Source organism: Telmatospirillum siberiense (genome assembly GCF_002845745.1).
Classification (GTDB): Bacteria; Pseudomonadota; Alphaproteobacteria; order Rhodospirillales; family Magnetospirillaceae; genus Telmatospirillum; species Telmatospirillum siberiense.
In genome coordinates, this window is the sequence record NZ_PIUM01000030.1 from 51,860 (window position 1) to 64,698 (window position 12,839).

11 protein-coding genes are annotated in these 12,839 nt (G+C 62.3%); 8 read left to right on the forward strand and 3 right to left on the reverse strand.

What is annotated here, in order from left to right:
- Positions 1–18 precede the first annotated feature (18 nt).
- Positions 19–375 carry a cytochrome c3 family protein gene (locus CWS72_RS21135; RefSeq protein ID WP_101252631.1) on the forward strand — a complete coding sequence of 119 codons (357 nt, stop codon included), beginning with the start codon at positions 19–21 and terminating at the stop codon, positions 373–375.
- 76 nt (positions 376–451) lie between these two features.
- Here CWS72_RS21135 and CWS72_RS21140 read toward each other — a convergent pair whose 3' ends face one another.
- Positions 452–2,209, reverse strand: coding sequence for a S49 family peptidase (locus CWS72_RS21140; protein ID WP_101252632.1), 1,758 nt, complete (start codon positions 2,207–2,209; stop codon positions 452–454).
- 116 nt (positions 2,210–2,325) lie between these two features.
- Here CWS72_RS21140 and amrS point away from each other — a divergent pair, with 116 nt between their 5' ends.
- The 6 genes from amrS to CWS72_RS21170 all read left to right on the forward strand — a co-directional run bounded on the left by amrS (position 2,326) and on the right by CWS72_RS21170 (position 9,322).
- Positions 2,326–3,429 carry an AmmeMemoRadiSam system radical SAM enzyme gene (gene amrS / locus CWS72_RS21145; protein ID WP_101252633.1) on the forward strand — a complete coding sequence of 368 codons (1,104 nt, stop codon included), beginning with the start codon at positions 2,326–2,328 and terminating at the stop codon, positions 3,427–3,429.
- 127 nt (positions 3,430–3,556) lie between these two features.
- Entirely contained in the window at positions 3,557–4,513 is a 957-nt protein-coding gene (locus CWS72_RS21150; protein WP_101252634.1) for a lysylphosphatidylglycerol synthase transmembrane domain-containing protein, read from the forward strand.
- Positions 4,514–4,597: 84 nt separating this feature from the next.
- Entirely contained in the window at positions 4,598–6,094 is a 1,497-nt protein-coding gene (locus CWS72_RS21155; RefSeq protein ID WP_101252635.1) for a leucyl aminopeptidase, read from the forward strand.
- A 4-nt stretch (positions 6,095–6,098) separates the two neighbouring features.
- On the forward strand, positions 6,099–7,562 hold the full coding sequence (locus tag CWS72_RS21160; RefSeq protein WP_158240754.1) for a leucyl aminopeptidase: 1,464 nt from the start codon (positions 6,099–6,101) through the stop codon (positions 7,560–7,562).
- 4 nt (positions 7,563–7,566) lie between these two features.
- Positions 7,567–8,070: a DNA polymerase III subunit chi gene (locus CWS72_RS21165; RefSeq protein ID WP_101252637.1), complete on the forward strand. Its 504-nt coding sequence runs from the start codon at positions 7,567–7,569 to the stop codon at positions 8,068–8,070.
- 31 nt (positions 8,071–8,101) lie between these two features.
- Positions 8,102–9,322, forward strand: coding sequence for a 6-phosphofructokinase (locus CWS72_RS21170; protein ID WP_101252638.1), 1,221 nt, complete (start codon positions 8,102–8,104; stop codon positions 9,320–9,322).
- Positions 9,323–9,646: 324 nt separating this feature from the next.
- Here the strand turns inward: CWS72_RS21170 and CWS72_RS21175 are convergent, their stop codons facing one another.
- Entirely contained in the window at positions 9,647–11,527 is a 1,881-nt protein-coding gene (locus tag CWS72_RS21175; protein WP_101252639.1) for an ABC-F family ATP-binding cassette domain-containing protein, read from the reverse strand.
- A gap of 216 nt (positions 11,528–11,743) precedes the next feature.
- Between CWS72_RS21175 and ndk the strand changes: the two genes are divergently transcribed.
- Positions 11,744–12,166 carry a nucleoside-diphosphate kinase gene (gene ndk, locus CWS72_RS21180; RefSeq protein WP_101252640.1) on the forward strand — a complete coding sequence of 141 codons (423 nt, stop codon included), beginning with the start codon at positions 11,744–11,746 and terminating at the stop codon, positions 12,164–12,166.
- 152 nt (positions 12,167–12,318) lie between these two features.
- Here ndk and greA read toward each other — a convergent pair whose 3' ends face one another.
- Positions 12,319–12,795, reverse strand: a complete 477-nt coding sequence (gene greA, locus CWS72_RS21185) for a transcription elongation factor GreA (RefSeq protein ID WP_101252641.1) — start codon at positions 12,793–12,795, stop codon at positions 12,319–12,321.
- Positions 12,796–12,839: the final 44 nt, after the last annotated feature.

Genomic DNA, 12,839 nt, shown 5'->3' on the forward strand with positions numbered 1-12,839 from the left:
CTAGGGGAATCGAAAGACATGTTTTTCAGAAAGATAATGATGGTGCTGGTGGCCGCCGGTCTCGCGGCGGCGCTCCATGGCGTGTCCTTTGCCGAGGAGGGCAAGTCGTCCTTCATGGCGGACAAGCATCAGGCCGAGGGCGTCAAATGCGCCGCCTGCCATGACGAGGGCGAGAAGAAGAGCAAGGTCTCGATGGACAAATGCGTCAAATGCCACGAGTCCTACGAGAAGGTCGCCTTGAAGACCGCGAATATGGAAAGAAACCCGCATCAGGGCCATTTCGTCGATCTGCAATGCACGACCTGCCATCGCGGCCATAAGCAGTCCGAGAATTATTGCGGGACCTGCCACAAGGCCGAACCGATGAAGGAGTAAGGGCCCGTTGACCGCCGTGCCGCGAGGGTGGGTTCCCGGCGGCACGGCGGACCATCATCGGGCGCGGCTGATCTCCTTATTTCATCTCGATCGGAGCCATTCTGAGTTCCGATCCACCCGATTCCATCAACACGGTCAGCGGCTTCAGAACGGCAGCCACTTTGGCGATCCGGGCTTCCGCGGCGAAGGTGCCGACCAGCCCGTCGGGCAGGCGGCCGTGCGCCATGTCGAGCAGATAATCCAAAGGCTGTTTGGCGCGGGGAAATTGCACCAGATCGACCGGCATCTGCGATGGAAGCCTGGCCAATTCGCGAATTTGGACGATGGCGGTGGCATAACCGCCGTTCAGGTCGACCAGTCCGACGCGCTTGGCTTCATCGCCCGGCCAGATACGTCCACGGGCCAGCTTGTCCATGTCCTCGGTCTTCAATTTCCGGCCTTGCTGGGCCTTCTCGGTGAAGTCGGCGTAGATATGGTCCAAAATGGCGTTGGCCCGTTCCCAGCCGGTGGCCGAGAAATCGCTGTTGCTGCTCCACAGGGTGGCGTTCTGGCCGTTGTGGATCTCATCCCAGGAGACGCCGAGCTTTTTCCAGAAATCGGCGAGGACCATCTTGCCCATGAAGACGCCGATGGATCCGGTGATGGTTCCCGGTTCGGCGACGATGCGATCGGCCGCCATGGCGGCGAAATAACCGCCCGAGGCGGCCATGTCTCCCATGGAGACGACGACCGGCTTGCCGGCGGCACGGGCGTTGCCGACCTCCCGCCAGATGGAATCCGACGCGCTGTAGGATCCCCCGGGGCTATTGATGCGGAACAGGATCGCCTTGACCTCCGGATCCTTCGCCGCATCACGGAAAGCCTTGGTGATCCGCTCCGACGACATGACATTGCCTTCGGCCAACGGGCTGGCGTCCCCCTCGCCTCGCTGCACGGCGCCGACACCATAAATCAGGGCGATCTTGACCGCGTTGGGTTCGTCTTGAAGCCGGTCCTCGTAGCGATGCAGGCCGACCAGCTTGGCACCTCCTCCGGTGACGCTTTTTTCCACCTCGTCCCAATAGGCCAGACGGTCGACCAAACCGCCCGCCTTGGCTTCGTCGGCCAGTAGGGGCGCGCGATCGATCAGGGTCTTGACCTGGGCGACGGAAAGCCCGCGTCCCTCGGCAATTCCGCCGGTGGCCTGCCGGGTCCAGGAATCGAGCAGCAATTGCAGGGACTCTCGGCTTTCCTTGGTGAATTTGGTCTGGGTGAAGACCTCGATGGCCGATTTATATTCATGGCGGGCGCCGAATTCGGCCTTGACGCCCAACAGGTCCAGGGCGCCCTTGAAAAAGGGGCTTTCCGCGGCGAAACCCGTCAGACCGATATCCCCCGAGGGCTGCAGCCAGATTTCCTGAAAGGCCGAGGCGATATAATAGGGGATCGTGCCATTGCCCGATTCCCCGAGGCCCGAGGAAAACAGCACGGTCCGCTTGTTCGACTTGCGGAAGGCGAGAACGGCGTCGCGAATCTCCTGCGCCCGGGCCATGCCGATGGCGCCGCCGTCGAGACGCGCCACCAGGGCCGTCACCCTGGGATCGTGCGCCGCCCGGTCGAGGCTCTCGACCATGTCTTTCAGCACATAGGCATGGCCCATCTCCAGCTGGGCGAAAGGACCGTCCGGCGTCGTTTCCGCGACGCCGGCATTCAAGTCCAACACCAGGGCCATCTGCTTGGGCAGCGGCTCGGGCCTCTGTTTCAGGGCGGCGAAGGTACCAAGGCCGGCAAGCGCCAGCGTCAAGGTTCCGATGATTGCCAGAATCACGAGAATGATGCGACCGAACAGCCGCATGATGGGATCTCCCCTGTGCTGTTGACTGCCTTGGTTATGGGGGGTGAGGACCTGGGGGTCAATCCAATAGACGGGCTTGTGTTGCGATGCCGGCGATGGCGGCCTAAAATCCATCCATGAGCGACAGCCTTTCGCCCGTTCCGGCGCGTCACTGGCACCGGCTGTCCGATGGACGGCTGCAATGCGATGTCTGTCCGCGGTATTGCAAACTGCACGATGGGCAGAAGGGCTTGTGTTTCGTCCGAGAGCGGCAGGGCGCGGAAATGGTTCTCGCCACCTATGGCCGTTCGTCCGGTTTTTGTGTCGATCCCATCGAGAAGAAACCGCTCAACCATTTCCTGCCCGGCACGCCCGTTTTGTCCTTCGGGACCGCCGGCTGCAATCTGACCTGCAAATTCTGCCAGAACTGGGATATCAGCAAAGCGCGCGAGGTCGATCGGCTGAATGATGCCGCCTCGCCCGAGGCGATCGCCGAAGCGGCGGTGCGCCTGGGATGCCGCTCGGTCGCCTTCACCTACAACGATCCTGTGGTTTTTCTGGAATATGCCGCCGATGTCGCCGATGCCTGCCGTGCCCGCGGACTGAAGACGGTGGCGGTAACCGCCGGCTATATGACGGCGGCGGCGCGATCGGATTTCTTCTCCCACATGGATGCCGCCAACGTTGATCTGAAAGCATTCAGCGAGAGCTTCTACCAGCGGCTTTGTTCGGCGGAGCTGGCGCCTGTGCTGGAAACGCTCGACTATCTGCGCCATCGGACGGAGGTGTGGCTGGAGATCACCACCTTGCTGATTCCCGGCGAGAATGATGGTGACGACGAGTTGCGCGCTTTGGCGCGATGGATCGCCGATCGTTTGGGCGGCGACGTGCCCTTGCATTTCAGCGCTTTTCATCCCGATTGGAGGATGACCGACACGCCCGCCACGCCCCCTTTGACCCTGACCAGGGCGCGGACCATCGCCATGGGGGAGGGCTTGCGTTTCGTCTATACGGGCAATGTGCATGATCCCCGGGGCGGATCGACCTGGTGCCCGGGATGCGGCGCCTTGCTCATCGAGCGGGACTGGTACCGCCTGGGGCGATGGAACCTTGCCGTCACGCCGGAGGGGGCGGGGAGCTGCCGTTCGTGCGGCACGGTCGTTTCCGGCCATTTCGAAGCCGAGGCGGGAACCTGGGGGGCCCGGCGACAGCCGGTGCGTTTGCGGCAAGGGCCCGTTTGAAAAGCATAAAGTCGGGACCGCTTGCGCCTCTTTCCTTGCCAATGTGGCCTGCCTTGGCTAGGGTCCGCAACTTGTCGGATCGACGCCTCGGAGCGATGCCGGCGTCATGGCTAGGCGACATTGGTGAATGATTAAACGTTGGGCCTCCTGGGCGGTGAAGATCGCTCTGACCGGCGGTGCGCTCTGGTACCTCCAGGCAAAGGTTGACCTCGGTGCCGCCTGGAACGTCGGCAAGTCCATTTCGCCACTTATGTTCCTCGCAGCCTTCCTACTGCAGGTGGTTCAGGTGCTGATCTGCGGGGGGCGCTGGCGGCTGGTGCTGCGCGGGCTCGGCGCCGATCTGCCGTTTCGTCAGGCTTGCGAACTCTTCTGTATCGGTAATTTCTTCGGACAGATCCTCCCCGGAGCGGTGGGGGGAGACGCCGTGCGTATGTGGAGGACCCACCGGGCGGGTTTGTCGCTGACGGCGGCGGTCAATTCGGTGGTGATTGAACGGATCGCGACCGTTTTCGGCCTCATTTTGCTGGCTGCCGCCTGTGAACCGCTGCTGTTCGATCGTCTGGAAGGGCGTTTCCCCGAATGGGTGTTCCCCGGGCTGGCGGTGGCTAGTGCCGCCGGCATCGCGGTTTTCAGCCTGCTCGATCGTCTGTCCGTCGTCCTGCCCGGATGGCGTCTCGTCCGCGGCTTCATTCAGTTGGCCAACGACAGCCGCCGTATATTTTTCCGGCCTTTCCGGGCCGTGCCGATTTTGGCTGTCGTCGTGCTTGGCCATATCAACTTGGCCTTCGTGGTTTATGTTCTGGCCCTGGGCCTCAATATCGACGTCAGCGTCGTGGACTGCCTGGTGCTTGTTCCTCCGGTCATTCTGGTGGCGACATTGCCCATTTCCATGGCCGGCTGGGGGCCGCGCGAAATGGCGATGATCACCGCCTTTGGCTTCATCGGCGTTTCGAAAGAGCATGCCACGGCGTTGTCCGTGCTGTTTGGAGCCGTTGGCGTTCTGATTTCCCTGCCCGGTGGTGTCTTCTGGCTTTTGTCCAAGCGCGAAGCCGCGGGAGAGAGCCCGCAGGCAAGCGATCCTTGATCCAAGGGCCCCCTTTTCATGGATGGGGCTGGTGTTACAGTGATCCAACAAAATGCAATTTCCTGATTTGAGGACATCCATTCGATGAAGATCTCCTTTGCCAAGGCGGCCTTGCCGACCGAGGGTGCGCTGGTTGTCGGTATCCTGGAAAATCGCGAATTGACGGCGACCGCCCGACTGATCGATGAACAGACCGGCGGGCTGATCGCCCGGGCCATGGCTGGCAGCCGCTTCGAGGGCAAGAAGGATCAGTCCCTGTTGCTGCAAGCCCCCGCAGGCCTCCCGGCGCAGCGTCTGCTGCTGCTGGGGTTGGGGAAGTCTCAATCCTTTGATGTCCTGGCTGCTCAGGCTTTCGGCGGAAACGCCCTGGCTCATTTACAGGCGGCCGGCGATCATATCGTCACCCTGGCCGTCGATGGGATCGAAGGCGCGCCGACCGGTGCCGCTGATCTGGCCGCACATGCCGCTTTCGGCGCCAAGCTGCGGTCTTATCGGTTCGATAAATACCGGACCAAGGAAAAGAAGGAAGACAAGCCCAGCGTCAAGAAGCTGGTCGTCACCCTTGCCGAACCAGCTGCGGCCAAGCGGTTGTTCGCACCGCTGGAGGGGATCTCCGAAGGCGTGTTCCTGACCCGCGATCTGGCTTCCGAGCCTGCCAATGTCATCTATCCGGAAAGTCTGGCGACCCAGGCCAAGGCCTTGAGCGATCTCGGCGTCGAGATCGAGGTGCTGGGCGAAAAGCAGATGCGCAAGCTGGGCATGGGGGCGTTGCTGGGCGTCGGCCAGGGCAGCGAGCGGGAATCGCAGCTGGTGGTGATGCGTTGGATGGGCGCGGGTGACGACAGCCAGGCGCCGGTTGCCTTCATCGGCAAGGGCGTGACTTTCGATTCGGGCGGAATCTCCATCAAGCCGGCCGGCGGCATGGAGGACATGAAGTGGGACATGGGCGGCTCCGCCGTGGTCATCGGCCTGATGAAGGCACTGGCCCTGCGCAAGGCCAAGGTCAATGTCGTCGGTGTCGTCGGGCTGGTGGAGAATATGCCGTCCGGCACCGCGCAGCGTCCGGGCGACGTGGTGACCACCATGTCAGGCCAGACGGTGGAGGTGATCAACACCGATGCCGAGGGACGCCTGGTGTTGGCCGATGCGCTTTGGTACACCCAGGACCGATTCAAGCCTCGGATCATGGTCGATCTGGCGACCCTGACCGGGGCCATCATCATTTCGCTGGGCGATCATTATGCCGGCCTTTTCGCCAACGATGACGATCTGGCCGCAAAACTGCTGGCCGCCGGCAAGTCGTCGGGCGAGCCGCTGTGGCGGATGCCGCTCGACGACCCTTACGACAAGCAGATCAAGTCCGAGATCGCCGATATGAAGAATACCGGCGGGCGCGAGGGTGGAAGCATTACCGCCGCCATGTTCCTGAAGCGCTTCGTCAAGGATACCAAATGGGCCCATCTCGATATCGCCGGCGTGACCTGGGCGAAGAAGGACGGGCCGGTGACGCCGAAAGGGGCGACGGCCTTCGGCGTCCGCCTGCTGGATCGTCTGGTGGCGGAAAACTACGAGCAGAAGTAATGTCTTGCTGACCATCGGCTTTTCTGCGACGGCCGGGACGGGTGCCCGGGCCGTGGGAATTCGTCCCGATGAGGAACTGCTGCCGTCGGCCCGGGCGGCCGACGCGGAGACGGGGGTGATTGGCTGCGTTCTTGCCGGCAAGCATCACTTCGGCGGCGATGACGACGATGTCTTGCCCGTTTGCACGCCCTCCGGTTGGCTTGTCCTGGTCGGCATGGGACCGGAGGCCGGACAGGATGGCCGGCGGTTGCGTCGGATCGGCGGTAATCTGTTCGCCGAATTGGCGGAAAGCGGCATCGAGCATCTGGACGTGGTGCTCGATCTTTCCCCCGCCGAGGCCGCCGAATTGGCTTATGGCATGCGCCTCAGGGCTTGGCGCCCACCGGCGCGCTACAAATCCAAAGTCGATCCGGACGAGGCATGGAGCTTCGTTTCGGCGAGCATCGTGACCAGCGATCCGGCTGCCGCGTCGGCGCATTTCGCCCGCCTCGCTCCATGTGCCGATGGTGTTGCCCTGGCCCGCGATCTGGTGGTGGCGCCCGCCAACGAACTCACTCCCTCGCATTTCATCGAGCGATTGGAGCTTTTGCGTGAGCAGGGGGTTACCTGCGACGTCTTCGATCCCCTAGAACACGATCTGGGTCTTCTACAGGCCGTCGGACAGGGGAGCATCCACCGCCCGCGCCTCGCCGTGCTGCGGTGGTCGGGGCGCCGTCGGCGGACGTCGCCCATCGCCCTGGTCGGCAAGGGGGTTACTTTCGATTCCGGGGGATTGGGCATCAAGCCGTCGGAAGACATGGAGGAAATGAAGGGAGACATGGCCGGCGCCGCGGCGGTGGTCGGCGCCCTTTACGCCCTGGCGGCGCGGCGCGCTCCCGTCGAGGTGATCGGCGTTCTGGCGCTGACGGAAAACATGCCGTCCGGTTCGTCCTGCCGTCCGGGCGACGTGGTGTCCAGTCACGCAGGGCTCAGTGTCGAGATCGTCGATACCGACGCCGAGGGGCGGCTCATCCTGGCCGATGCCCTGTCTTTCACGGCCAGCCGCTATCGGCCGCGCCAGATCATCGATCTGGCCACTCTGACCGGTGCTGTGGAAGTGGCGCTCGGCCGCCACCGGGCCGGACTGTTTTGCACCGACGATGTCCTGGCGGAACGGCTCATGGCCATCGGCGAGGCCGAGGACGAGCCCTTGTGGCGACTACCCCTGACCGAGGCTTATGATGAGGATCTGAAGAGTCCGGTGGCCGATCTCCGCAATTGCGGCCCGGATGACGACGGACCCGATGCCCTGCATGCCGCGCGTTTCTTGCAGCATTTCGTTCCTCGGGCTATTCCTTGGGCGCATTTGGATATTGCAGGCCTGTCCGAGGCCGAGGAGGATGGGCCGCTGGCCGCCGAAGGGCCAACCGGCTTCGGGGTGCGCCTCCTCGATCATCTGGTCGCCGATCTTTTCGCAAGGATAGAATGAACCGATGACACCGCGTATCGGCTTTTACCACTTGCAGAAGACCTCGCTGGAGCAGGCGTTGCCCAAGCTTCTTGAAAAGGTGCTGCAGTCCGGTCAAAGGGCGGTGGTCATGGCCGGTTCGGTGGAACGCATCGCCTTTCTCGATCAGTTGCTGTGGACGAGCGAACCCGAATCGTGGATTCCGCATGGTACCGCGAGGGACGGAGAGGCGAGCCTGCAGCCCATCTATTTGACGGCGGAAGACGAAAACCCCAACAACGCCAAAATTCTGTTGCTGACTGATGGGGTGGTTTCTACTCATTTGACCGATTTCGAACGGTGCCTCACTTTGTTCGACGGTAACGACGAGGCGGCAGTCCAGGCGTCGAGAGTTTTGTGGAAGGAATGGAAAGGCCTTGGCTTTGATCTCACTTACTATCAACAGACCGATCGTGGTGGGTGGCAGGAGAAAGCCAGGGCGAATGCACCGGATGGTGCCGTGGTTGGCGGGGCTGCCGGCGCCGACTGAAATGATCTGAGACCGTGGCAGGAGGAGAGCAATGTTGAAAGGCAAGTTGTTGGTGGCCCAAGGGGGTGGGCCAACCGCGGTGATCAATCAGTCCATGGTTGGGGCGGTTCTCGAATCGCGGAAATTCCTTAATGTCGAGTTGGTTTATGGCGCCTTGAACGGCGTCCGCGGCATCGTTGACGAGAATTTTCTCGATCTGACGCGGGAAACCACTCACAACCTGGAGATGGTGGCGCAGACGCCGTCGTCGGCCCTGGGGTCGACGCGCGACAAGCCCGATCTCAAATATTGTCAGGAAATTTTCAAGGTCCTGCGGGCACACGGCGTCGCCTATTTCTTCTACATCGGCGGAAACGACAGCTCGGACACCGTGCGTATCGTCAGCGAGGAGGCGCAAAGGGAAGGCTATCCGCTGCGCACCATTCACATCCCGAAGACCATCGACAACGATCTGGTGCTGAACGACCATACGCCGGGCTTTCCTTCCGCCGCGCGTTTCGTCGCCCAGGCTTTCACGGGGGCCAATCTCGACAACTGGGCCTTGCCGGGGGTCTATCTGGCGGTGGTGATGGGGCGCCACGCCGGTTTTCTGACTGCGGCCTCGGCGCTCGGCAAGAAATTTCCCGACGATGGACCGCATCTGATCTATCTGCCGGAGCGGGATTTCGACGTCGATCGTTTCCTGTCCGACGTCAAGGATACCTATGAACGTTTCGGTCGCTGCGTGATTGCCGTTTCCGAAGGGATCCACGATTCCTCGGGCGTGCCGATCGCCGTCAAGCTGGCCAAGGTGCAGGAGCGCGACGCCCATGGCAATGTCCAGCTTTCCGGGACCAGCAGTCTGGCCGATCTGTTGACCGAGACGATTCGGACCAAGCTCAACATCAAGCGGGTGCGCGGCGATACCTTGGGATATCTGCAACGTTCCTTCATCGGCTGCGTCTCCGATGTCGATCAGCGCGAGGCTCGCGAAGCCGGGGAAAAGGCCGTGCAATATGCCATGTGGGGCGAAAATGACGGCTCGGTGACCATCCAGCGCACCGGCTTTTATTCCGTGGACTATAAATTGGCGCCGCTGGCCGCGGTCGCCGGCAAGACGCGGACGATGCCCGATGAGTTCATCGCGTCGTCCGGCACCGACATCACCGACGCCTTCCGCATGTATCTGCGTCCGCTATTGGGATCGCGTATGCCTGACGCCTATCGTCTGCGCAGCGAGAGCAACAGCGTGCCGAAGATTTTGACGAAGTAGGAAAACCACCCCGGCCGGCGTTTGGGTCCCTGGAGCAGTTTGCGCTCCGCTTGAAATACTCAAACGCCGCCCAGGTAAGAGGGGCAAAAAGCGACGATCTTCACCGCCTTCTCCCTCGCCCCTTGTGGGAGAGGGAGGGGGCCGCGTTAGCGGGAGGGTGAGGGGGAAGTCGCATAAAACCTGAGTATTTTCTTCCGCCTGTCGGCGGGATGCCCCCTCATCCCAACCCTTCTCCCGCGAGAGGAGAAGGGCTTCTTGACCGCCCTTTTGCCCCTCTCACCCGCTCAGGCTAACGAGCGCGATGCAGTCCAAACGCAACGCGCTCTAACCCGCCGCCTCGTCGAGCGCCGTCTGCGCTTCCAGCCATTCATCCTCGGCATCCGCCAAGGCCTTGCCGATTTCGCCGAGCTCCCGCTGCAAGGCGGCCACCTTGTCGGGAGGGCCTTCGTAAAGCTTGGGGTCGGCCAGTTTTTCCTGCAGTGCGGACTGCTTTCCGGTCAATTGCTCGACACGTTTTTCGGCCTGTTGGGCGGCCTTGCGCAAGGGGGCGAGCATTGAACGCAATTCCGCCGCCGCCCGGCGTTCATCCTTGCGATTGGGGCCGGCCTCCTTGGGGTCGCGGCCTTCCCGCCGGGCTTCGCGGGCCCGGTCGAGCAGCATCCGCTTGTAGGCGTCCAGATCACCTTCGAAGGGCGAAACCTGGCCGTCGGCCACCAGCCAGAGGCGGTCGGCCGCCAGTTCGATGAGATGCGGGTCATGGCTGATCAGCACCACGGCGCCTTCATAGGCGTTCAGCGCCGAAACCAGGGCTTCGCGGCTGTCGATGTCGAGATGGTTGGTCGGCTCGTCGAGAATCATCAGATGCGGAGCGTCGCGACTCATCAAGGCGAACAGCAGCCGGGATTTTTCTCCGCCCGAGAGATTGGCGACCTTGACGTCGGCACGCTCCTGGCCGAACCCGAAACGGCCCAACTGAGCCCGCACCTTCGATTCCAGGGCTTGCGGCATGAGGGCGCGCATATGGTCGAAGGGGGTTTCCTCGGTATTCAGTTCTTCGGTCTGATGTTGGGCGAAATAGCCGATGCGCAGTTTCGGCGACCGGCGCAAGTCGCCCTCCATCAGGTCCAGCCGGCCCGACAATATCTTTGCCAGGGTGGACTTGCCGTTGCCGTTGGCGCCCAGGAGCGCGATGCGGTCGTCCATATCGATGCGCAAGGAGAGTTGCCGCAGGATGGTTTTGCCCGGTCCATAGCCGGCGACCCCGTGATCGATGGCGATGATGGGGGGCGACATCGGTTCCGGGTCGGGAAATTCGAAGCTGACCGGGCGCTCCTCGATCACCGAGATGGGAGGGCCCAAACGTTCAAGCATTTTGACGCGGCTTTGCGCTTGGGCTGCCTTGGTCGCCTTGGCCCGGAAGCGGTCGATGAAAGATTGCAGCTTGCGCCGCTGTTCCAACTGCTTGCCGGCAGCCTTGGCCGCCAACTCGCTCTTTTCCCGGCGGATCTGTTCGAAACGGTCGTAATTTCCGCCATAGGAGACCAGTTTGTTCTGGTCGATATGGATGATGCGCTGGGCAACCACATTGAGCAGGCCGCGGTCGTGGCTGATGACGAGCAGGGTGCCGGGATAGGATGCCAGATAGGATTCCAGCCACAGGCTGGCCTCCAGGTCGAGATGGTTGGTCGGCTCGTCCAGCAGCAGCAGTTCGGGATTGGCGAACAGGGCGCCGGCCAAGGCCACGCGCATCCGCCAGCCGCCCGAGAAGCTGCCCACGGGCCTTGCCTGCGCTTCCGGCGAAAAGCCCAGTCCGGCGAGAATGGCGGAGGCCCTGGCGGGGGCCGAATGAGCATCGATGGCCGTCATCCGTTCGTGCAGTTCGGCCAGGCGTCCGGCGTCCGTGCTGTGTTCCGCCTCGGCCAGCAGTGCGGTTCTTTCCGTGTCGTGGGCCAGCACGCAGTCGAGCAGCGAGTCCTCGCCTTCCGGCGCTTCCTGGGCCACGCAGCCGACGCGGGCGCGCGGGCGCAGGGCGATGGATCCCGCATCGGCGTGCAGATCACCGAGAATGAGCTTCAGGAGGGTGGATTTGCCCGAACCGTTGCGGCCGACAAGGCCGACCCTTTGACCCTGGGCGACGTGCGCCGTCGCATTGTCGAGCAGAACCCGTCCGCCGATACGATAGGTGAGATCATTGATATGCAGCATCGCGAAGCCACATATCACGTCGGACCGGGCACGGTAAAGCGTTGCGGACGGTTCGGCGCCCGTTCCGTTCAGAGCGGATGACGGTGAACAACCTCTCCGTTGCCAGCCTTGCGGCGAGAGGGTATAACCGCGTTCCTCCGCTTAAGGGCGGACTTGGGATAACGAGGCGCGCGCCGGGGGAAAGAGCGCGCCCGATCAGACAAGGACAATCGAGATATGGCCGTTGAGCGCACTCTGTCGATCATCAAGCCCGATGCCACCCGCCGGAATCTGACGGGTAAGATCAATGCTCGTTTCGAAGATGCCGGTTTGCGGATCGTCGCGCAGAAGCGCCTGCAACTGACCAGGGAGCAGGCCGAGAAGTTTTATGCCGTCCACGCGGAGCGTTCCTTCTTCAATGACCTGTGCACCTTCATGACCTCCGGTCCGGTGGTGGTGCAGGTTCTGGAAGGCGAAGGCGCCGTGTTGCGCAACCGTGAAATCATGGGGGCGACCAATCCCGCCAATGCGGCACCCGGCACCATCCGTGCCGATTTCGCCGAATCGGTTGAGGCCAATTCCGTTCACGGATCCGACTCGCCGGAAAATGCCGCGAACGAAATCGCCTTCTTCTTTTCGCAGATCGAAATTCTGAGCTGAACCCGTCTCGCGGCCGGCTTTGTCGCCACGACCCGGGGTCATGCCCGGAGGTGGCGAAAAGGTGGCGGAGTCAATTGGTTCGGAAAAAGCATTACGGCCGAATGCGGTTCAACGCATTCGGCCGTAAATTTTTTGGGATGGAAACGATCGCTTCAGCAGAAGCGAAGCGCGACGATCTCGTAGGATTTCGAGCCGCCGGGCGTGCTGACCTCGACGGAATCGCCGACGCTCTTGCCGATCAAGGCCCTGGCCAGCGGGGAGTGGATCGAAAGGCGGCCGGATTTGATGTCGGCTTCGTGCAGGCCGACGATCTGGTAGACCGACTCCTCGTCATTGTCCTCGTCGGCCAAGGTGACCGTGGCGCCGAAACGAATGGTATCACCCGACAATTGCGAGGCGTCGATAACCTGCGCGCGGCCAATGATGTCTTCGAGTTCGGTGATACGGCCTTCGATGAAGCTCTGGCGTTCCCGAGCGGCGGTATATTCGGCGTTCTCGGACAGATCGCCATGTTCCCGGGCTTCGGCGATAGCCCGGATGACCGCCCGACGTTCGAAGTTCTTCAATTGTCTGAGCTCGTCCTCCAGGTTTTTCAACCCAACCGGAGTCATCGGGACTTTTTCTACCATCCGCACTTCCTGAAAAAAAACAAAAAACAGGCTCGCGGCCGGGA

What these genes read in the sequence shown, in the direction of transcription:
- CWS72_RS21135 (WP_101252631.1), top strand. Translation starts at nt 19, where the DNA reads ATGTTTTTCAGAAAGATAATGATGGTGCTGGTGGCCGCCGGTCTCGCG.
- CWS72_RS21140 (WP_101252632.1), bottom strand. Translation starts at nt 2,209, where the DNA reads ATGCGGCTGTTCGGTCGCATCATTCTCGTGATTCTGGCAATCATCGGA.
- amrS (WP_101252633.1), top strand. Translation starts at nt 2,326, where the DNA reads ATGAGCGACAGCCTTTCGCCCGTTCCGGCGCGTCACTGGCACCGGCTG.
- CWS72_RS21150 (WP_101252634.1), top strand. Translation starts at nt 3,557, where the DNA reads ATGATTAAACGTTGGGCCTCCTGGGCGGTGAAGATCGCTCTGACCGGC.
- CWS72_RS21155 (WP_101252635.1), top strand. Translation starts at nt 4,598, where the DNA reads ATGAAGATCTCCTTTGCCAAGGCGGCCTTGCCGACCGAGGGTGCGCTG.
- CWS72_RS21165 (WP_101252637.1), top strand. Translation starts at nt 7,567, where the DNA reads ATGACACCGCGTATCGGCTTTTACCACTTGCAGAAGACCTCGCTGGAG.
- CWS72_RS21170 (WP_101252638.1), top strand. Translation starts at nt 8,102, where the DNA reads ATGTTGAAAGGCAAGTTGTTGGTGGCCCAAGGGGGTGGGCCAACCGCG.
- CWS72_RS21175 (WP_101252639.1), bottom strand. Translation starts at nt 11,527, where the DNA reads ATGCTGCATATCAATGATCTCACCTATCGTATCGGCGGACGGGTTCTG.
- ndk (WP_101252640.1), top strand. Translation starts at nt 11,744, where the DNA reads ATGGCCGTTGAGCGCACTCTGTCGATCATCAAGCCCGATGCCACCCGC.
- greA (WP_101252641.1), bottom strand. Translation starts at nt 12,795, where the DNA reads ATGGTAGAAAAAGTCCCGATGACTCCGGTTGGGTTGAAAAACCTGGAG.